Below are 20,196 nucleotides of genomic sequence, written 5' to 3'. Positions count from 1 at the left end.
AGTTTACGGAGAAAGGAGGTGAGATGATGAACTTCCGAAGTGTCATTATAACAGTCTTACTCGTAGGAACGGCTTTATTGCTTCCAACAGACGCGATGGCGAAGAAAGAGAATATCCTTCCAAAGCCAGCTCAACAAAACAGTCATCTTGTAGAGCTGCCCGATACAGCAAATAATCCAGTACAAGCCAGTGTGAATGAAGAAAAGGCAAAGTCTATGGAAAAACCAAATAAAGGTCAGCTACGAGAACAAGCAAAAGAGCATGCACAAAATGCCGTACATATTGTAAACAAGAATGCAAACAAGACCACCAAACAAACGTTGCCTACAGTAGCGGAAGTGAAACAGGGAGAAAAGAAGGAACAAGCAAAGGCTAAAAATAAGCTTACGCAACATAAAAAGGTCATTCAACCTAAGAAGAAGCAGGTTGAGAAGACAGTCGAAAAACCAATTGAAAAACCGAACGACGATAAGGGTATTGAGGTAGAGAGTCACACACCTATGAAAATAATTCAGAATCCAAAGGTTGCGAATGGTACAAGCCAACCTGTCGAAAAAAATGAAGATACTTCTAAAAAAACGACATCTGAACAATCAGCACCACAAGAAGAAAAGCCACCTCAGCCTCATGAAAAGTATCCTGTAGACGTTCAGATTATACATTCAGAGCAACAGACGAAAACGCCTGGTAGTTCGTCTAAAGACAGAACAAGCAACAGCCAGAACGCTAGTCATTTTAATGAAAAGTGGTTGGAAATCGAGAAACAGCTAAGTTTGAATCTCATTCAATCTTATGGTTCTCGAGAACGGGTTTTTCAAAATCAATGGATTAATGCTCCCCCGTCACAACCGCCAAAGAATGCTCTTTTTTTCTAAGTGTACGTTAAATTAAAAACAAATTAGAAAAAAGGAGCGAATTCAAAATGAAAATGAACATTAAAGGAACAACTATTGTAAAATCTTTCGTGTTAGCAGGGGTACTTTCTGTAGGAGTTTTCGCTGGTGGTCAAGTAAGTGAAGCGGCAGGCCATGCGAAAGATTCAGTTGAGAAAGTGCAAATTGAAAAAACAGAGGTTGCTGTAAAAGAAGCAAAAGATTCAATGAAGAAAAAGTCAAAATCCATGGCAAGCAAGCATGCAAGCGAAACGGCAAAATCACATGCTGCATCACATGCTGCTGTTCATGCGAAAGTTGAAGCTGAAGTTTCAGCAGAGGATACAACACTTGAAGAAGAAACAGATGCAGACGTTCAAGCAGAAGAAGATACAAAGGTAAGCCCATCTGTTGCCAATAAAGCAAAGTCTATGGCAAGTGAGCGCGCAAGTGAAACAGCAAAAGCACATGCAGCACCAAATGCAGCTGTACATGCTACAACTGAAATGGATTCAGAGGCTACAGAAGAGAAAGCAGATACTGAGGCAGAAGCAACTGTTAACGAAGAAGAAGGTAAGGAAGCTTCAACTGAAGAAACAGCAGGAGAAGAAAATACAGATTCAGAAGAAGCAACAGAAATGGACACAGAAGATAAAGGATATACACAAGAAGAGGAAACAGAAGAAACAGATGTTGAAGAAGTTGACGTACCAGAGGAAGAGCTAGGTGAAGCAGTAGAAGAAGCAACAAATCTTTCACTAGATGAGCTTATTCAAGCGTTGGCAAGCAAGTTTACAATGGAAGATGCTCAAAAGCTTGCAGACTTTCTTACAACTGTTCTCGCTAAGCTTGAAGCTGTAGATACAGACGCTACAGAAGATGTAGAAGCAAAGCCTGAAGAAGAAGCAATTGAAGAAGAAACAAAAGAAACTGCAGCAAAATCAAAGGCAAGTGAGCATGCAAATGAAACAGCAAAAATGCACGCAGCTTCTAACGCAGCGGTTCACGTTTCAACAGAAGAAAATGCTGACACAGAAGAATAAGTAATATTTTCAAAACCGAAGGGGCTTTCCCTTCGGTTTTTTGATCTTTCTTAACATGAAAAGACATTTTATGCAATATAATGAAAAATTCAGAAAAATTATAAGAAGTTTTGTCGAATATGTTTTTAGATTGCAAAAACATTGTACAATACCTACATATAAGATCTTATATCCACAGCATATTAATCTTAACAAGAGAGTTTTGTAGTGTTTTAAAGAAATATAGGTTAATAAATTGGTAAACATACAGAAAAATAAAATAAAAAATGGGAATGGTGGGGCCGTGTACTGGTTTATAAAAGAATTATCACCTAATTTATTCTTTATGTTATTCTTAGTACTGCTTTATCAATTTTGGTTTGAAAGAAGAGAATGGTCAAAGAAGATAAGAGACTTGGGGATGTTTTCTTTTGCGGCGATGGCAATTGTATTATGTATGTCTTTTCCGGTTCATATCGGTCAAGACTTTATTTATGACTTGCGAAGTGTGCCATTAATTGTCGGGGGACTATACGGGGGTACATGGATTGCTGTTGGGTTATCGTTCGTTACGGTTATCTGTCGTTTTTTTGTAGGTGGTATGGCTGGCTTTTATACAAATATGATTGTGGTGATCTTTGGGCTTTGTGCAGTCCTGTGGATGAATCGACGGTTTTTTACTTGGGAGCCGAGAGTTCGTGTTGCTAGTATTATACTGTTAGTTATGACAATGTCAGGATTAGCAGCCGTGCTATCAGAGCTTATGCATCCTGAACTCTTAGTTTGGGTGAATTATCAACATTGGTTAGGATATCTATTGGCTTATTTCATCGCAGCGTTCATTACGTGCAATGTTGTCGAGTCAATTATTAAGAACGAAATTGTTCGAAAACAAAGTATACGGAATGAAAAATTAGAGGTAGTCAGTCATTTAGCTTCAAGTATTTCACACGAAGTACGGAATCCATTAACAGCAAGTCGTGGCTTTTTGCAGTTGTTAAATGAAGAAAAGCTCCCTCTAAAGTCCAAAAAGTATATTCACATTGCACTTGAAGAGTTAGATAGAGCAGAAGGAGTCATAAGAGACTATTTAACTTTTGCAAAACCTACTTTTGAAGAGAGTGAACGGTTTCAAGTTGAAGAAGAATTAGAGAGAGCTGTTAATGTGATAACGCCATTAGCTAACATGAGTAGTGTTATAATAGATACAAACTTTACATCTACAACAATCAAAGGTGAGCGAGCGAAGCTTCAACAATGCTTTATCAACTTAATGAAAAATGCAATCGAAGCGATGCCAAATGGTGGATATCTACGAGTAGAAAGCAAAGTTGAGAAATCGAATGTTGTGATATGTATTTCTGATACAGGTTCTGGTATGACGAAAGACCAAATAAACCGATTAGGGGAGCCGTATTTTTCAACAAAAGGGATAAAAGGGACAGGCCTTGGGATGATGGTCGTTTATCGGATCATTGAATCATTGAAAGGAACAATTGAAGTAACTAGTGAAGTTGAACAAGGTACTACCTTTGTTATAAAGTTGCCTGCTCAAAAAACGAAGAAAAGACTTGCTTCATAAAGAAAAAAGGAGGCTGACCTAAGAGTCAACCTCCTTTTGCGTTAACCGATTGATTTTCCAAGGAATGCTTGTAGCATCCAAACATGCTTTTCAAGGCTTGAATGAATGGCAAGCAGCATATCGCCTGTTGTTTCATCATCAGCTTCTTCAGCAACAGACATACCTTTCTTTAGTTCCTCAATAAGTGTAGTGAAATCATTTGCAATCGCTTGAACCATTTGTTCAGACGTTTCCTCTCCTGTTGCTTCTTCCACCGATGAAAGCTCTAGATAGCCCTTCATTGTGGCAACAGGCTTACCGCCGATTGATAGAAGTCTTTCTGCTAACTCATCAATATGGATGCCAGCTTCATTGTAAAACTCCTCGAACTTTGTATGTAGCGTAAAGAACTGCTCACCTTTTACGTACCAGTGATAATTGTGCAGCTTTGTATACAGCACATTCCAGTTTGCAATTTGCTTGTTAAGGACATTATGTAGTTCATTTGACATGAAAATTCCTCCTTTATACTTATTATGATCATAATACTAATTTATCATTAAAGATTTTATTTTTCCAATAATGAGATAAATAAGAATCACTTTACCCCTTAGCAAGTTATTTAGTTTAGCCATGGGTTCATGTTTAATGTTATGAAGTGTGTGTTACTAGGAAATGTAAGGATATTTTAAAGGAGGCTTTTTCATGCCACACGGAAAATATCACGATCTCATCGAAATATTGCATAAGTGTATGGCAGCTTGCAACCATTGTTATGAAGAATGTTTAAAGGACAAATATACAGAAATGTTAGCAGAATGTATTCGCTTAGATCGAGAATGTGCTGATATGTGCGGCTATTTGGAACAAGCACTTGTGAGAGGAACGCCGTTTGTCACTGACTTAGCGGGTGTATGTGCAACTATTTGTGAAGCATGCGGGAATGAATGTCAAAAACAAGATTATGAACACTGCCGAAAATGTGCAGATGTTTGCTTTAAATGTGCGAAAGAGTGTAAAGATTTAGTTGCTTAAATAGAGGGTTGCTATTGCTGGGTACTAAAATTAAATAGCGATTTTAAAGAATGCTTGCTGTTATGGTAAGCATTCTTTTTTAATACTTTTTTAATAAATTGATAAGTGTATATTAAGGCCTTCTTGAGAAAATAAGTTCAAAGGGAGGCATGTTATATGCAAGTGAAACCGATTGTACAGCTTAAGGATGTTACAAAACACATTGGGAATAAAACAATTATTGATCATATTTCATTAGACATTTACCGTGGAGAAGTTTTTGGTTTTCTAGGACCAAATGGAGCGGGAAAAACGACGACAATTCGCATGCTTGTCGGCTTAATGAGTATTTCTGAAGGTGAAGTTCTTATCAATGGGTATAGTGTTCGTAAAAATTTTGAGAAGGCGGTAAGTCATGTAGGCGGTATTATTGAAAACCCAGAAATGTATAAGTTTTTATCAGGTTATGACAACCTTGTTCATTACGCAAGAATGATTCCAAATGTTAAAAAAGAACGAATTGATGAAGTTGTAAGGCTCGTTGGACTGGAAGAGCGAATCAAGGACAAAGTAAAAACCTATTCACTTGGAATGCGTCAGCGATTGGGGCTAGCGCAAGCTTTGCTGCATTCTCCTTCACTCTTAATTTTAGATGAACCTACGAATGGACTAGACCCAGCAGGTATTCGTGAAATTCGCACATATATCCGACGGCTTGCAAAAGAAGAGAAGATTGCCGTATTTGTGTCAAGTCACTTACTAGCTGAAATGCAGCTAATGTGCGACCGTATTGGGATCATTCAACAGGGGAAGCTAATCAATGTTGAAACGGTCAGCGATTTTGTAAGCAATGATAAGGCTTTATCCGTACATTTTGAGGTAGCAAATGTTGAAAATGCTGAAAAGCAGTTTAAAGATGCTTTTCCTGAGTTGAAAGCGACGGTAATAAATAGAAAGCTTGTTATCGAAGTTGCTCGTGATGAAATTCCGGCCATTGTAGCGCATTTTGTTAAAAATGGTCACAAAATCTACAGTATCGTGTCAGAGCAACAAACATTGGAAGACAAGTTTCTAGAGATGACGGGAGGGGAAGCACATGTCTAGCATGCTTCAGTTAGTTCGAAATGAAAATATGAAGATTTATAAACGCTCTGGTACTTGGGTAATGATTGGCTTGTTAATCCTGACTGTCTTCGCTGGCGGTCTGTTTAATAAATATGTATCATCAACCAATGATCAACAGCAAAACTGGCAAGTGCAGCTGCAAGGAGAAAATGAGCATTTAAGAAAACAGATTGAAAAGATAGAAAGTATGCCAATGGCTGAATCAGGTATTAAGCAAATCAAGCAACAAATAGCTATTAATGAGTACCGAATCCAACATGACATACCGCCTGTGGAGGATAAGACATTATGGGGATTCATGACATCAGCGCCAAGCTTCACCGGGATCGCGGCTCTTTTTACAATCGTAATTGCAGCAAGTATTGTTGCAAGTGAATTTTCATGGGGGACGATTAAGCTGTTGCTGATTAGGCCTGTTAGTCGTTCAAAAATCTTACTTTCAAAGTTTATTGCGACTCTTTTATTTGCTTTGTTTTTGCTTGTATTCATGTTTGTTTCTTCTTTTATAATAGGAGTTATTCTATTTGGCTTCACGGGTGTTGAGCTTCCATATTTAGCATACAGTGGTGGGCAGGTAGTAGAATATAACATGGTTTCATACATTTTAACGCTGTATGGATTGAAAAGTATTGACTTAATTATGATGGTGACATTTGCTTTTATGATTTCAACGGTTTTCCGAAGCAGCTCATTAGCGATAGGGCTTTCATTATTTTTAATGTTTACGGGTCAGCAAATCGTCCAGCTACTCAGCCGATATGATTGGTCAAAATATATTTTATTCGCGAATACAAATTTACAACAATATATGTCTGGAACACCGCTCGTTGAAGGAATGACGATGACATTTTCAGTTATCGTATTACTTGTTTACTTTGTAATCTTTACAACGATCTCATGGACTGTTTTTCAAAAGAGGGATGTTGCGGCATAATCAAAGAAAAAGGATAAAGGCGGTTTAGGATGAATCGAGAAATAATCTTAATCGTTGAAGATGAATTGGAACTTGCAGAGTTGCTTCGTGATTATTTAGAGATAGAAGGGTATCAAGTTGTGCTAGCTGCAGATGGAGAAGAAGGACTTCGACGTTTTGAGGAAGAGCAGCCAACACTTGTTTTACTAGATATTATGCTTCCGAAAATGGACGGAGTTGAAGTTTGTCGAGCTATACGCAACTCCTCAAATATTCCAATCATTATGATGAGTGCGAAAAAAAGTGATACTGACAAAATTATCGGTCTTGGAATTGGCGCTGATGACTATGTGACGAAGCCCTTTAGCCCGAGTGAGGTTGTTGCAAGGGTAAAAGCACAGTTTCGTCGCTTTCATCACTTTTCTAATCCGAAAGAAACAGCGAAATTGCTTCGCTTTGGCGAACTGACAATTGATGAGAAAGGCTATAACGTTTTTGTAGAAGGTAAGCAAGTCGACCTTTCAGCAAAGGAATTTCAATTGTTGTATTTTCTTGCTACACATGAAGGACAGGTTTTTTCGAAAGAACAGCTCTTTGACCGCGTGTGGGGGTATGAGCGCTATGGTGATATAAATACGATAACTGTTTATATTCGTAAAATTAGAGAAAAAATCGAAACAACACCCTCGAAGCCGACGTTTATTAAAACAGTCTGGGGAATCGGCTATAAGTTTGAGCGGGGGTCCTCATGAAGATTGGGCTAAAGACAAGACTTGTCATTGCGTTTTTAACAATTATTCTAGTTCCGATTTTTGTTACAATAGGAATGCTCTACTTTTACTCAAGCAGTTTTGAACAGAAGGCTGCTGGACAAAATGAACAGCAAATTGAGCAGCTCTTTTCTGAAGTGAAAGCAGAAGTACGGAGAAATATTCAATATATTGATAATGAAGCACTTTTTTTTGAAAAAATATCGTCTCTTTTAAATAGGTATGAAATCGGTTTGAAAATTAAATCAGCAGAAGACAAACTCTTATTCGATTCGGGAAAGTTTAGCCCGAATGAAAAGGAAACAAACAGGTCGCTTCTTCCCGATATGTCACAGCTTTTGCAGGTACGGGTTGAGACAGGTGAAGGTGAATTTGTTCAAGTTGACATTATTGCTAATTCATTGGAAGTGGAGCCTTTTCGGCAGTTTCAACATATGCTTCAGGGCATTTTCGTTAGCCTAGCAGCAGGAGTGATTGCATTACTCGTATTAATTGTAGGTTGGACGTGGTATATATCTCGAACCGTTTTACAGCCGATAAAAGAAATTTATACAGCAACAGAGGAAATGAGAGAGGGAAATCTCGATTATCCAATCTCATATAGCCGAAATGACGAAATTGGCCGGTTTATTAATGGCTTTAATTTGATGAGAACACATTTAAAGGAATCTTTAAAAAAGCAAAAGCAATATGAGCAGAGCCGCAAACAGCTAATCGCAAATATTTCTCATGATTTACGCACACCGTTAGCTTCGATTAAGGGTTATGTGGAAGGCCTGCTTGATGGCGTAGTGCGGGATGAAGAAAAGCAAACACGCTATCTTCAAGTAATCCAGACAAAATCTGAACAGCTAGACAGGTTAATTGAGGATCTGTTTGAGTTCTCCAAACTAGAGTTAGAACAACTTCCGGTCGAAAAAATGTTAATCGATAGTGCTGAATTCTTTTCAGAAGTATTATACGATGCAAAAATGGACGCTCGCCAACATAAAGTTGAATTAGATATCTTTGAGCCGATTCCTTCTGTCTGCCTTTACATTGACCCACAGCGAATACAGCAAGTGCTTACGAATTTGATTGACAATGCGATTCGATACGGCAGCACGAGAATCGATGTAAGCATGAATGTGCATGAGGGCAATCTCAATGTAGAAATTATTGATAATGGGAGCGGTATTGCAAAGGAAGACCTGCCTTTCGTCTTTAACCGGTTTTATCGCGGTGAAAAATCACGCTCCCGAAAAAGTGGAGGCACAGGCTTAGGGCTTGCTATCTCAAAGTCAATTATCCAAGCCCATCAAGGAACGATAGACGTAAGTAGTATAAAAGAAGAAGGAAGTATATTTACCTTTACTCTCCCTTGTAACTTTCAATAGTAAAATTAGCAAATTAATTTGTTTTTAAAAAGATACTTTTAATGGTCGGCTTTCAATTCAGAGAGCCGGCTTTCTTGTGAAAAATTTTTTTGATTTCAAAAATATAGTCGTGGTAAATAATATTTCCACGGCAATAATCGACATCGTTTGAAGCGAAAGGAGTTGAGCTTTTTATATTCACTTCATTTGTTAACTTATCTTTTTTCTGATTGTTTTTTTGAAAATCCCTCATAAACTAAGAACAAATATCGATATTATTTATTATATTGATTGTGTTCTTTATAATTGCTATCAAGCTTTTCTTTTAATTTTAATTGCAAATTTATTTCTTGGCTTGTTTACGAATTTCTGCTATTATGAAACATCGTTGTTTCTTTTCGTTTTCTTTCCCTTAGATTGTGACAAAGATAAGGCGAATGATAATTTTTGGCATTTATTCCAAGAAATAAAGTGTACGTTTCCGTAATCTTAGTGTAAAATCCTAATGTAAAAGGAATATAAAATAAAGATTAAAAGTTTATGAAACTTTTATTAAGTTCAACTCGTCTTAGTAGTGGATAAGGAAAGCTAGGAGGTATTGTCTGTGAACGATACATTTAAAAGATTGTTAGAGGGACTAAAAGTGGACCGCACATTATTGTTCACGGTTCTTCTGTTATGGGTAAAGTCGTATCTCGTGATGCGGTTTCTTTTTGATTTACCGCTCGATAATAATAAGCAAGAATTTATTTTATTCATCAGCCCGTTAAGTTCAACGATTATTTTGGCGCTGATTACGATGACATTGTTTAAGAGAAAGAAAGTACTTGGGCTTATGATTATGTATGTCGTCGCAACATTGCTGTTGTTTGCGAACGTCGTCTACTACCGTTTCTTTGAAGATTTCATAACAATCCCAGTGCTATATCAATTTAAAAACTTTGGTGATTTAGGCGGCAGTGCAAAAGGGTTGATGCAGCCGTACGATATTTTGTTATTTATTGATATTGCTGTCTACTATGTGGTTATCAAAAAAATACTCAAGCCTGCAGAGAAAACACGAGGACGTGTCTTGTTTGCTACAGTGGCTGCTGTGCTTGCATTCGTAAATATTAATCTTGCGAATGATGAGCGTCCTGAACTGTTAACACGTACGTTCGATCGTGAGATGCTTGTGAAATTTTTAGGTGTGTATAACTATCACATGTATGATTTAGTCGTTCATTCCAAAGCATCAGCTCAACGCACATTTGCAGAAAGTGACGACTTAACCGAAGTTGAAAACTATGTTCAGCGTGATGTGAATCAGCCGGGAGAATTATTTGGTGCTGCAAAAGGGAAGAACTTAATTATCTTACAAGTTGAGTCATTGCAAAGCTTTGCAATTGACTATAAGTTACATGGTGAAGAGGTTACGCCTTTCTTAAATAGCTTAAAGAAAAACAGCTTCTACTTCCCGAACTTTTATCATCAAACTGGACAAGGGAAGACATCAGACTTTGAGTTTTTGCTAGACAATTCCCTTTATCCATTGTCACGTGGAGCTGTTTTTACAACTAATGCACAAAATGAATACAATTCAATGACAGAAATGCTGAAAGAAAAAGGTTATGAAACTGCAGCACTTCACGGTAATAATAAGAGTTTCTGGAACCGAGACATTATGTACAAAACATTAGGATATGACCACTTTTTCTCAGAGCGTAATTATGAAGTTACCCCTGAGAATAGCGTTAACTACGGACTGAAGGATAAACCATTCTTTGAGCAGTCCATTCCAATGCTTAAAAGCATGCAGCAACCATTTTATGCGAAGTTTATTACATTGACACATCACTATCCATTTACATTGTCTGAAGAGGATCAAACGATTGAGCCAGCAACGACAGGTGACGGAACAGTTGACCGATATTTTCAGACAGCTCGTTATTTAGATGAATCGATTCAAGAGATGTTCACTCATCTGAAAGAACAAGGTTTGTATGAGAATTCAGTGATTATGGTTGTTGGAGACCACTATGGGATTTCACAAAATCATAACCGTGCGATGAAAGAGATTATGGGTACGGAAATCAACCCATATCAACATACAAAGCTACAGCGCGTACCAATGTTTATCCACATTCCAGGTATGGATGGTAAAGTGATGGATACAGTATCTGGTCAAATCGATATGAAGCCAACATTACTTCACTTACTTGGGGTCGAAACAAAAGGCGATATTCAGTTCGGTTCTGATTTATTTGAGAAGGACCGTGATGAACTAGTCGTCTTGCGTGATGGAAGCTTTATTACAGATAAATATCTGTACGCTGGAGACACGTGCTATGATGCCAACACTGGTGAGCAAATTGATAGCTCAATGTGTGAACCAATTCAAGAAAAGGCTCAGCATGAATTAGAGCTTTCAGATAAAGTGATTGAAGGTGACCTGCTGCGCTTTCTAGACCGTGGAAAAGAAGGCGAAGGTGCAGAAAAAGAGAACAAACAAATACAATAGTAGTTAAGAAGCGTCCTGATTAATCAGGGCGCTTCTTTTGCATTGTGAGCTTAATGGATTTCTTTTTAACATGATTTATTGTACATTCCTTACACCTTTACACCTTTTTACCTATCTAAAGGTTAAAATTATGTAAAAAAATATCAATATGTGATAAAAAGGAATTATTCGTAAATTTTTTATTAAGCAAAAGGATGGGGAAAATGAAGAGTGTAAAGTTTAAGCTGTTGGCAATTTTTATTCCGATCTTATGTCTTGCACTGCTTGGAGTAGCATGGCTCAACCATAATAAGGCGAAGGAGTTTTTGCAACAAAACTTTGAAGAAAACGCCATGACACAACTTGAGTTACTGCAAGTAAAGTTAGATGAACGGTTAAGCAAGCATGTTGAAATTTTAAGTAATATTGCTTCAAGTCAGGATATTAATGGGATGGATACAGCCCAGCAAATGAAATATTTGAAGCAGAAGCTGGATGAATACCCTGCATATTCGATGTTTTTCGTTTCAGATGAAGCTGGAAATGTAAATACAACTGAAGGGAAAACGGCAAATATTAAGGACCGTGACTATTTCAACAAAATTATTAATGGTGAACCATATGTCATCTCTGATCCAATGAAAAGTAAAACGTCAGGGGAAGAAACGATCGTATTTGCTTCTCCAATTAAGAATGATAGTGGCAATATTATCGGTGTTATTGGTACGTCATTCCCAAGTGAAAATTTACATGCCCTTGTTCGGGAAGTGAAAATTGGGCAAACAGGCTATGCATTTATTACGCAAAAAAATGGGCTGATTATTAGCCATCCAGACGAAGACTTAGTCTTGTCAGAGAATGTTACAAAATTAGGTGTCCCAGCTCTTGCAAAAGCGCATGAAAGTGTTCAAAATGGCGACCACGACTTTACACGCTATACGTTTCAAGGAGTAGACAAATACAGCTTTTATACACAATTGCCAACAACTGGATGGGGAGTCTTCTTAACAGCACCTGTTGATGAAGCATCTACGCAGCTATCTTATTTAGCGAAGTTATCGTTCGTTACGGCTGCTGTTGTCTTACTTATCGCTGTCGTTATTGTTATTGTCTTCTCATCCCGAATGGTACGGCCGATACAGCGATTGAGCGAAATAACGTCTCGTGTGGCGGAAGGAGACTTAACCCTTAATATTGATCATGAGAGTGCTGATGAAATTGGAACCTTAGGGCAGAACTTCAATGCCATGGTGAAAAAAATGCAACAATTGCTTGGTGAAATTTCCAGTGTCTCCAATCATGTCAAAGGCTCTTCAGATGTACTGGTTGCTGCAAGTGAAGAAACAAAGCAATCAGCTGAACAAGTGGCAACAGCGATCTCTGAATTAGCTTCTGGTACGACAGATATTGTGACCTCTGTTGGAAATGTAACAAATAATGTTTCGGAAATGAACCATACATTAGACAACATCTCACAATTTGCGGAAGATGTGAAAATAACATCGGATGAAAGTAAAGCAACTGCTCACCAAGGAACCATCTATGTCAAAGATGCCATCGAGAAGATTTCAAAAACAAATGATACTGTGAAGCAAACGGCAACAATTATTGACAAAGTCGATCAACAATCGAAAGAAATAGGAAATGTCATCTCGATTATTACAGGAATTGCGGAACAAACAAACTTGCTTGCATTAAATGCAAGTATTGAAGCAGCCCGAGCAGGAGATGGTGGAAAGGGCTTTGCAGTTGTAGCAGAAGAGGTACGTAAGCTTGCTGCTGAAACGACTCATTCAGCTGAGCAAATTGCAAAAATAATCGGAGAAACCCAGCAAGAAAGCAAACGAGCGGTCTCGTCTATTGAATCAGGCACGAGAGACGTTGAAGAAGGTCTTGATGCGGTTATTCAAGCAGGAAATGCATTTGAAGACATCACTGAAAGTGTTGAAAAAGTTTCGCAACAAAATGAACAAATCAATAGTGCAATTCGTGAACTTGAAGCGATTAGCAAAGGGATTGGGGCAGATATGGAGAGTATCTCGGCTGTTACTGAGCAGTCCTCTGCTTCCGCAGAACAGGTAAGTGCAGCAAGTCAGCAACAAGCAGCAGGTGCAAGTCATATCTCACATGATGCTACTAAGCTAGCCGAATTAAGTGAAGAGCTCCAAGGAATGTTAAAACAATTTCGAACAAAAGAAGATTAAAAGTAAGAAAGACCTGATCCAATATCGGACCAGGTCTTTCCTGTTGTTTTAGCTCTTTCGCCAAACGGTTCCTCTTCGTTCATATTCAAGTCTTTTCTCAACCTCATAGGCTGTTGGAGCTCCTGCAAAGCGTTCTATGAGCCATAGTGCTAGATCAACGCCAGACGTAACTCCACGAGCTGTTAGAAGACGGTCATCCTCTACAATTCGGGCACCAATGACTTCGCAGCCGTAGGTAGTCATTTCTTTAGCAGCGAGGTGATGCATCGTTGTCGTTCTTCCTTCTGTAATTCCTGAAACAGCCATTAACATCCCACCTGTACAAACACCTGCAATAATCGATCCTTGTTCGTAGTAATATTTAATCAGCTTCGGCAACTTTTTTTGTTTTGCCTCTATTCTTGCTCCTGTTTCGCCGCGATGGTTCCATCCACCGCCAGGCACAATTAATAGATCAGGTATATTATTAAGGTTTATGGCAGAATCAGGTTTTATCTTCAGCCCATAATAAGCTGTTACTTCTTCTGTCTCATGCAGCGAAACAAGCTTTACGTTAAATTTGGCCCCCGCTTCATTTCCGCGCTTTAATACTTCAAACGGAGCAATCGCATCTAACTCATCGAAACCATCAAAAAGAACAATTTGTACATTCATGCTGTCTTCACTCCCTCGGTTTCTTTTTCTCTACATTAATCTTATAATACAAGTAAGCTAAGTGAATATTTTAATTGTTATGTAAATACATAAGAAAAAGTTATGACAACGAGAGATAAGCGGGGGGAATTATGAATTTATTAAACGAAACATGTGGACGTATTGATGATGTTAATCAGTCTATATGCGAACAAGCGAGAAGTAGGATAGACCAACTGATTAAACCAATTGGTAGTCTAGGCAGGATAGAAGAGCTGTTTATTCAACTAGCTGGTATCACAAGAAACCTCTTTCCTGAAATGAACAAAAAAGCCGTTGTTGTGATGGCCGCTGACCATGGGGTAGTACAAGAAGGCGTAACGGCTTATCCATCAACTGTGACAGCTATTCAAACACAGCTTTTTTCCAAAGGAGTTACAGGGGTATGCGCCTTTGCTAAGCAGACAGGAGCTGAAGTAGTACCAGTTGATATTGGGGTAGCCGCTGACATTAATGTAGAAGGTGTACGTCAGCATAAAGTAAAGTATGGAACAAATAATTTCACAAAAGGACCTGCGATGACAAGAGAGGAAGCTATTCAATCATTGGAAGTAGGTATTGAAATTTCTAATGAATTAGCTGAAAAAGGGGTCCATGTTATCGCGACTGGTGAAATGGGGATTGGGAATACGACGGCAAGTGCAGCCATTACATCTGTTGTGACTGGGGCTGACCCGTATGAAGTTACAGGGTTAGGTGCGAATTATCCAGTTGAAAAATTATTACATAAAGCCGCTATTGTTAGCAAAGCCATTGAAGTCAATCAACCAGACCGAAGCGATGGTGTTGATATCCTTGCAAAAGTTGGCGGGCTTGAAATTGGGGGAATGGCAGGAGTCATGATTGGCTGTGCAGCAAACCGTATTCCTGTCGTTGTGGACGGCTTTATTTCTTCGGCAGCTGCATTAATTGCGACAACAATTGAACCGAACGTAAAGCAATATCTCATTCCTTCACATCTTTCAAAAGAAGCAGGGGCAAAGAAAGCACTGGAGCATTTAGGTTTAAAACCGATGTTCGACCTTGATTTGCGGCTTGGAGAAGGAAGCGGTGCTGTACTGGCCTTCCCGTTAATTGAAGCGGCAACTGCGATGAATCGTGAAATGATTACATTTGAGGAAGCGGGACTTAAAGTATAAAATGAACCAGACCTAAGCAATCATGCTTAGGTCTGTTTTTTTAGTAATGAGGAACTCAGTTAAAAAACCACGCTTAAGCTAGTAGCAGAAGCGTGGTTTCGTATTAATGGTTGGCCGCTTTATTTAAGCCGCCTGGTTTGTTGTGAACAGCCAATTTATCGACAAGCTGATTGCTTTCTTGATTCAGTCCAATTAAGTTAACTTTTGTTCCATTTTGGTGATATTTAATCACAACTTTATCAATAGCACCTACGGCTGAATCGTCCCATAAGTGTGCACGGGTAAAGTCTAAATCAACTTCTTCAATATCTTCTTTATAGTCAAAGCTGTTAACGAAGTCTGTGACAGAAGCGAAGAACAATTCACCTGAAATTCGATACACTTTTTTCTGATGAGAGCCTTCGACTGCCATGCTAGTAATATGAACTTTTGAAATCTTAGCTGCAAAGAAAATGGCACTTAAGATCACACCAGCAATTACACCTTTTGATAGATCATGCGTCATGATCACTGTCACAACTGTAACGACCATAACGGCTGTGTCTGACTTTGGCGCTTTGTGTAGCGTCTTTAAAGATGACCAATCAAATGTTCCAAAAGAGACCATGAACATAACCCCTACTAAGGCAGCCATTGGAATTTGTACGAGGAAATCGTTTAATAATACAATTAACGTCATTAAGAATGTACCTGCTACAAATGCAGATAATCGGCCTCTACCGCCTGATTTTACATTAATGACGGATTGACCAATCATCGCGCAGCCTGCCATACCACCAAAGAAACCGGAAACGATATTTGCAATACCTTGTCCCTTTGCTTCTTGATTCTTATCACTTTCTGTATCTGTCATATCATCAACAATTGTCGCAGTTAATAGTGATTCAACGAGACCAACAAGTGCGATCGATAATGCATAAGGGAAAATAATTTGCAACGTTTCGAAGTTTAATGGAATATCTGGTAGCAAAAAGATTGGTAACGTTTGTGACAATTCACCCATATCTCCAACTGTTCGTACACCACTGCCTGTGAACACTGCGATTGCTGTAATAAATAGAATCGCCACAAGTGGTGAAGGGACTGCTTTTGTAAAACGAGGTAGAATGTAAATAATTGCAAGTGAGCCTGCAACCATTGCATACATCGGCCATGACTCCCCATTAAAATGAGGAAGCTGGGATGTAAAAATTAAAATCGCTAAGGCATTTACAAAGCCTGTCATCACTGAACGTGGAACGAACTTCATTAAACGTCCAAGCTTTAGTGCCCCCATGATAATTTGAAGTACACCCGTTAGAATCGTTGCAGCCAATAAATATTGAAGCCCATATTCTGCAACTAAGGATGTCATGACAAGAGCTGTAGCTCCTGTCGCTGCTGAAATCATACCAGGACGTCCACCTACAAAAGCAATCGTAACGGCAATACAGAAAGATGCATACAAACCGACCATTGGATCAACACCAGCAATAATTGAGAAGGCAATTGCTTCTGGAATTAATGCAAGTGCTACAACGATACCTGCTAAGACATCGCCTTTCACATTGCCAAACCATGCTTGTTTTAAACTGTTTGCGTTCAAATCAGCACCTCTTCCTATGAAATTTTTGTTTGAAAATAGTGACTTTCAACTCTCATGAAAGTCGGGTCCGTTATTAACATGATGCATTATAGTGTCTTTTGAAGGATTTGTGAAATCTCCATGTAAACGTTAACTTTCTATTTATTCTCTGTTATTCTCTTATATACATAGTTATAAAGGGTGATTTGTCATTTGTAATTTTTTTAGTAAAAATAATGAAAAAAGAATTTTCAGATCTTTCTTGTGCTTTTTCAGTTATCAAACTATACTTTGTAATACTGTAGAAAGAGAGTGTCTGAGTGAAAATTGGAGGCGATTGTTTGTTTAATAAAATCTTAGTAGCGGCAGATGGATCAGAACATTCACTGCGGGCTGCAGAAAAAGCGTTGGAACTAGCAAAGCTTAATTCGAATGCAGTTGTAGAAGTGGTCTATGTAGTAGATGGGGAAACCTCGAAGCGGGACGTTATACATAACTGGAACTCCATGGGGATTGCTGAAAAACGGCGTGCAAAAATGGAGGAAGTGGAAAGAAGAGCAGAAGAGGCTGGTATCAACTACAGTGTAAAAATTTTACACGGTGAACCGGGTCCGACGATCGTGAAGCATGCAAATGAAAATGATTTTGATCTTGTCACAATTGGTAGCCGCGGTCTTAACACACTCCAGGAAATGGTACTTGGAAGTGTCAGTCACAAAGTAGCTAAACGTGTCGACTGTCCTGTATTGATTATAAAATAAAGAAAACGGAGTAAAAATTGAAAGAAAACAAGCTTGGGGTGTTTGCCTCAAGCTTATTTGCGTTTCCTTCATAACCAAATTGTGGCTAAAGCGCCACAAGGGAAAGTAGTTTTGTTAGGAGAAAATTACTAAATACGTGACTGTTTATGGGAAGGAGGGAGTTAAGATGAAAGAAGAGTTGAACTATGACCACCCGCTTATTAAAAAGTGTCTCATTCATCTTGAAATCATCGGAGCCGATGAAAAAGTTCAACAGCTTGTATCTAATTATATGAAGGAATTAAGTGAGGAAATGAAAAACAAAAAATAAGATTCTCTCCTCGAAAAGTGGAAAGGGCCTGGTAGTAAAAGCTTATGAATTAAATTTAACCCCCAGCATAACTTTTTATTAGGTCCAAGTGTCTTTTAAAAGGTCAAATCAACCTATTAGAGTACCGACTTTTTGATTTCATAACGGAACCTCTCGCTTTGTAATCCCCAGTTATATTTCTTTTTTTATGGTAATTTAACAAATTTCCCGTTAATAATTGTTTGTGTTTTTTATATAAGTACTTTATTATATAAGCAAATAACAATATACTTGATAGGAGGTATTCTTATTGATAATGGATCAAAAGGTAATCGCTGCAGCTCAAGTATTAAAGCTGCTCGGTGACAAAACGAGGCTTGCGGTGGTTGGCTTGCTTCTTGAAGATGATTTTTGTGTATGTGAATTTGTAGAAATCTTTCAAATGAGTCAACCAGCGATTAGTCAGCACCTTCGTAAACTGAAAGACAGTGGTCTTATTCAAGAAAAACGGAAAAGCCAATGGATTATTTATTCGTTAAACACGGAAAATGAACATTATCCACTGGTAAAGAATATACTGAAGCACCTGCCTGATCAAGCGGAAAAAGTAGAAGAGCTTGAAAGGAAAGGGTTGCGTATTTCATGTAACTAAGTAGGAGGTTTTACGTTTTGACGCAAGTCGTACTCGCTTCATTGATTTTTCTGTTGACACTTGTGCTCGTTATCTGGCAGCCAAAGAACTTGTCAATTGGCTATTCAGCATGTGGGGGTGCAGTGTTAGCTCTGCTTGCGGGCGTTGTTGATTTTGGAGATGTTGTTACTGTAACAGGTATCGTCTGGAATGCAACGCTTGCATTTATTGCAATTATTATTATTTCACTTATTTTAGATGAAATTGGTTTCTTTGAATGGGCGGCTTTACATATGGCTCGTGCTGCGCGGGGAAGCGGTTTGAAAATGTTTATCTATGTGACATTGCTTGGTGCGATTGTCGCGGCATTTTTTGCAAATGATGGGGCTGCATTAATTTTAACGCCGATTGTCCTTGCGATGGTACGGGCGCTCAATTTCAAAGAGAAAATGATTTTGCCGTTTATTATGGCAAGTGGTTTTATTGCAGATACGACGTCACTGCCACTTATAGTCAGCAATCTTGTGAATATCGTATCAGCGGATTATTTCGGGATTGGGTTTGCGGAGTATGCATCACGAATGATTGTACCGAACTTCTTTTCATTAGGTGCAAGTATTCTTGTACTTTACCTTTATTATCGTAAGCATATCCCAGCAGACTATGATTTGACTCAATTACGCAAACCACATGAAGCCTTAAAAGATCTCAAGATGTTCCGCTTATCATGGGGTGTGCTTATCGTTCTTCTAGCAGGCTATTTTATTAGTGAATTTGCAGGGATACCTGTTTCATTTATCGCTGGAATTGTGGCGATTTTCTTCTTGCTGATGGCGCGCAGAAGTCCTGCAGTACAGACAAGAACGGTTATTAAGGGAGCACCGTGGGCAGTTGTGTTCTTCTCAATTGGAATGTATGTAGTCGTATACAGTCTTCGAAATGTTGGCTTAACTGATTTGCTGGCAGGTGTAATTCAATCTGCAGCTGATCAAGGGTTATTTGTCGGGACAGTGGCGATGGGCTTTATTGCAGCAATTTTATCTTCCATTATGAACAACATGCCGACTGTTATGATTGACGCACTTGCAATAGCGGATACGAATACTTCAGGGGTAATGCGTGAAGCATTAATTTATGCGAATGTGATCGGCTCTGACCTTGGACCAAAGATTACGCCAATTGGTTCACTTGCAACGTTATTATGGCTGCATGTTTTATCACAAAAAGGTGTGAAAATTTCGTGGGGCTATTATTTTAAAGTTGGTGTCATTCTAACCGTGCCAACACTCTTTATTACACTTGTTGGCCTTTATATTTGGCTGCTTATCATTTAACAACAAAGGAGAAATGAAACATGTCGAAAAAAACAATCTATTTTCTTTGCACCGGAAACTCTTGCCGCAGTCAAATGGCAGAAGGGTGGGGCAAGCACTATCTTGGTGACGAATGGGAAGTGAAAAGTGCTGGAATTGAAGCACATGGTTTAAATCCAAACGCTGTGAAAGCGATGGCTGAAGTGAGTATTGATATTTCAAACCAAACATCCGATATCATTGACCCTGAAATCATGAACAGTGCAGACTTAATTGTTACTCTTTGTGGGCATGCAGCTGATAATTGCCCAGTTACACCACCGCATATTAAACGAGTGCACTGGGGATTTGATGACCCGGCTAAAGCGGAAGGAACAGAAGGGGAGAAGTGGACGTTCTTCCAACGTGTGCGCGACGAAATTGGTGAGCGTCTGAAGCGTTTTGCCGAAACGGGTGAATAGAGATAAAGGCCGAGAGCTTTCTCGGCTTCT

Annotated in this window: 19 protein-coding genes; 16 read left to right on the top strand and 3 right to left on the bottom strand. The window is 38.7% G+C overall.

Annotated elements, in window-relative coordinates; genetic code table 11:
* Positions 1–23 precede the first annotated feature (23 nt).
* The 3 genes from LC040_10955 (at position 24) to LC040_10945 (ending at position 3,476) form a co-directional block, all read left to right on the top strand.
* Positions 24–875 (top strand): hypothetical protein, encoded by an 852-nt coding sequence (locus LC040_10955; GenBank protein WLR49822.1) that lies wholly within the window; start codon positions 24–26, stop codon positions 873–875.
* A gap of 47 nt (positions 876–922) precedes the next feature.
* The gene (locus LC040_10950) at positions 923–1,915 is read left to right on the top strand and encodes a hypothetical protein (protein ID WLR49821.1); all 993 of its coding nucleotides are present in this window, start codon (positions 923–925) and stop codon (positions 1,913–1,915) included.
* Between the two features lie 283 nt (positions 1,916–2,198).
* Positions 2,199–3,476, top strand: coding sequence for an ATP-binding protein (locus LC040_10945; protein WLR49820.1), 1,278 nt, complete (start codon positions 2,199–2,201; stop codon positions 3,474–3,476).
* 41 nt (positions 3,477–3,517) lie between these two features.
* On the opposite strand, the gene LC040_10940 is transcribed toward LC040_10945, so the two are convergent.
* Entirely contained in the window at positions 3,518–3,967 is a 450-nt protein-coding gene (locus LC040_10940; protein WLR49819.1) for a Dps family protein, read from the bottom strand.
* Between the two features lie 193 nt (positions 3,968–4,160).
* On the opposite strand from LC040_10940, the gene LC040_10935 reads away from it, so the two are divergent.
* From LC040_10935 to LC040_10905, 7 genes are all read left to right on the top strand, one after another.
* Positions 4,161–4,490: a four-helix bundle copper-binding protein gene (locus LC040_10935; GenBank protein ID WLR49818.1), complete on the top strand. Its 330-nt coding sequence runs from the start codon at positions 4,161–4,163 to the stop codon at positions 4,488–4,490.
* A gap of 162 nt (positions 4,491–4,652) precedes the next feature.
* A complete protein-coding gene (locus LC040_10930) occupies positions 4,653–5,573 on the top strand; it encodes an ABC transporter ATP-binding protein (GenBank protein WLR53268.1) in 921 nt (306 codons plus the stop codon).
* The gene (locus LC040_10925) at positions 5,566–6,528 is read left to right on the top strand and encodes an ABC transporter permease subunit (GenBank protein ID WLR49817.1); all 963 of its coding nucleotides are present in this window, start codon (positions 5,566–5,568) and stop codon (positions 6,526–6,528) included. The genes LC040_10930 and LC040_10925 overlap by 8 nt, the downstream gene beginning before the upstream one ends.
* A gap of 29 nt (positions 6,529–6,557) precedes the next feature.
* The gene (locus LC040_10920; protein ID WLR49816.1) at positions 6,558–7,259 is read left to right on the top strand and encodes a response regulator transcription factor; all 702 of its coding nucleotides are present in this window, start codon (positions 6,558–6,560) and stop codon (positions 7,257–7,259) included.
* Complete coding sequence (locus LC040_10915; GenBank protein WLR49815.1) at positions 7,256–8,653, top strand: ATP-binding protein; 1,398 nt, start codon at positions 7,256–7,258, stop codon at positions 8,651–8,653. The genes LC040_10920 and LC040_10915 overlap by 4 nt, the downstream gene beginning before the upstream one ends.
* 583 nt (positions 8,654–9,236) lie before the next feature.
* Positions 9,237–11,132 (top strand): LTA synthase family protein, encoded by a 1,896-nt coding sequence (locus LC040_10910; protein WLR49814.1) that lies wholly within the window; start codon positions 9,237–9,239, stop codon positions 11,130–11,132.
* A 203-nt stretch (positions 11,133–11,335) separates the two neighbouring features.
* Positions 11,336–13,315 (top strand): methyl-accepting chemotaxis protein, encoded by a 1,980-nt coding sequence (locus tag LC040_10905; GenBank protein ID WLR49813.1) that lies wholly within the window; start codon positions 11,336–11,338, stop codon positions 13,313–13,315.
* A gap of 48 nt (positions 13,316–13,363) precedes the next feature.
* Here LC040_10905 and LC040_10900 read toward each other — a convergent pair whose 3' ends face one another.
* Positions 13,364–13,969 (bottom strand): DJ-1/PfpI family protein, encoded by a 606-nt coding sequence (locus LC040_10900; GenBank protein ID WLR49812.1) that lies wholly within the window; start codon positions 13,967–13,969, stop codon positions 13,364–13,366.
* A gap of 131 nt (positions 13,970–14,100) precedes the next feature.
* Between LC040_10900 and cobT the strand changes: the two genes are divergently transcribed.
* Positions 14,101–15,147, top strand: coding sequence for a nicotinate-nucleotide--dimethylbenzimidazole phosphoribosyltransferase (cobT, locus tag LC040_10895; protein ID WLR49811.1), 1,047 nt, complete (start codon positions 14,101–14,103; stop codon positions 15,145–15,147).
* A 103-nt stretch (positions 15,148–15,250) separates the two neighbouring features.
* Here cobT and LC040_10890 read toward each other — a convergent pair whose 3' ends face one another.
* On the bottom strand, positions 15,251–16,732 hold the full coding sequence (locus LC040_10890) for a SulP family inorganic anion transporter (GenBank protein ID WLR49810.1): 1,482 nt from the start codon (positions 16,730–16,732) through the stop codon (positions 15,251–15,253).
* A 320-nt stretch (positions 16,733–17,052) separates the two neighbouring features.
* On the opposite strand from LC040_10890, the gene LC040_10885 reads away from it, so the two are divergent.
* The 5 genes from LC040_10885 to arsC all read left to right on the top strand — a co-directional run bounded on the left by LC040_10885 (position 17,053) and on the right by arsC (position 20,166).
* The gene (locus LC040_10885; protein ID WLR49809.1) at positions 17,053–17,472 is read left to right on the top strand and encodes a universal stress protein; all 420 of its coding nucleotides are present in this window, start codon (positions 17,053–17,055) and stop codon (positions 17,470–17,472) included.
* Positions 17,473–17,638: 166 nt separating this feature from the next.
* Positions 17,639–17,782, top strand: a complete 144-nt coding sequence (locus tag LC040_10880; protein WLR49808.1) for a hypothetical protein — start codon at positions 17,639–17,641, stop codon at positions 17,780–17,782.
* 295 nt (positions 17,783–18,077) lie between these two features.
* Entirely contained in the window at positions 18,078–18,413 is a 336-nt protein-coding gene (locus tag LC040_10875) for a metalloregulator ArsR/SmtB family transcription factor (protein ID WLR53267.1), read from the top strand.
* A gap of 17 nt (positions 18,414–18,430) precedes the next feature.
* Positions 18,431–19,726: an arsenic transporter gene (locus LC040_10870; GenBank protein WLR49807.1), complete on the top strand. Its 1,296-nt coding sequence runs from the start codon at positions 18,431–18,433 to the stop codon at positions 19,724–19,726.
* A 20-nt stretch (positions 19,727–19,746) separates the two neighbouring features.
* The gene (gene arsC / locus LC040_10865) at positions 19,747–20,166 is read left to right on the top strand and encodes an arsenate reductase (thioredoxin) (protein ID WLR49806.1); all 420 of its coding nucleotides are present in this window, start codon (positions 19,747–19,749) and stop codon (positions 20,164–20,166) included.
* Positions 20,167–20,196 lie beyond the last annotated feature (30 nt).

Origin of the sequence: Bacillus tianshenii (genome assembly GCA_020524525.2) — a bacterium.
Taxonomy (GTDB): Bacteria; Bacillota; Bacilli; order Bacillales; family Bacillaceae_N; genus Bacillus_AV.
The sequence above is the reverse complement of the archived record's forward strand: the minus strand, read 5'-3'. Positions and strand labels throughout refer to the sequence as shown.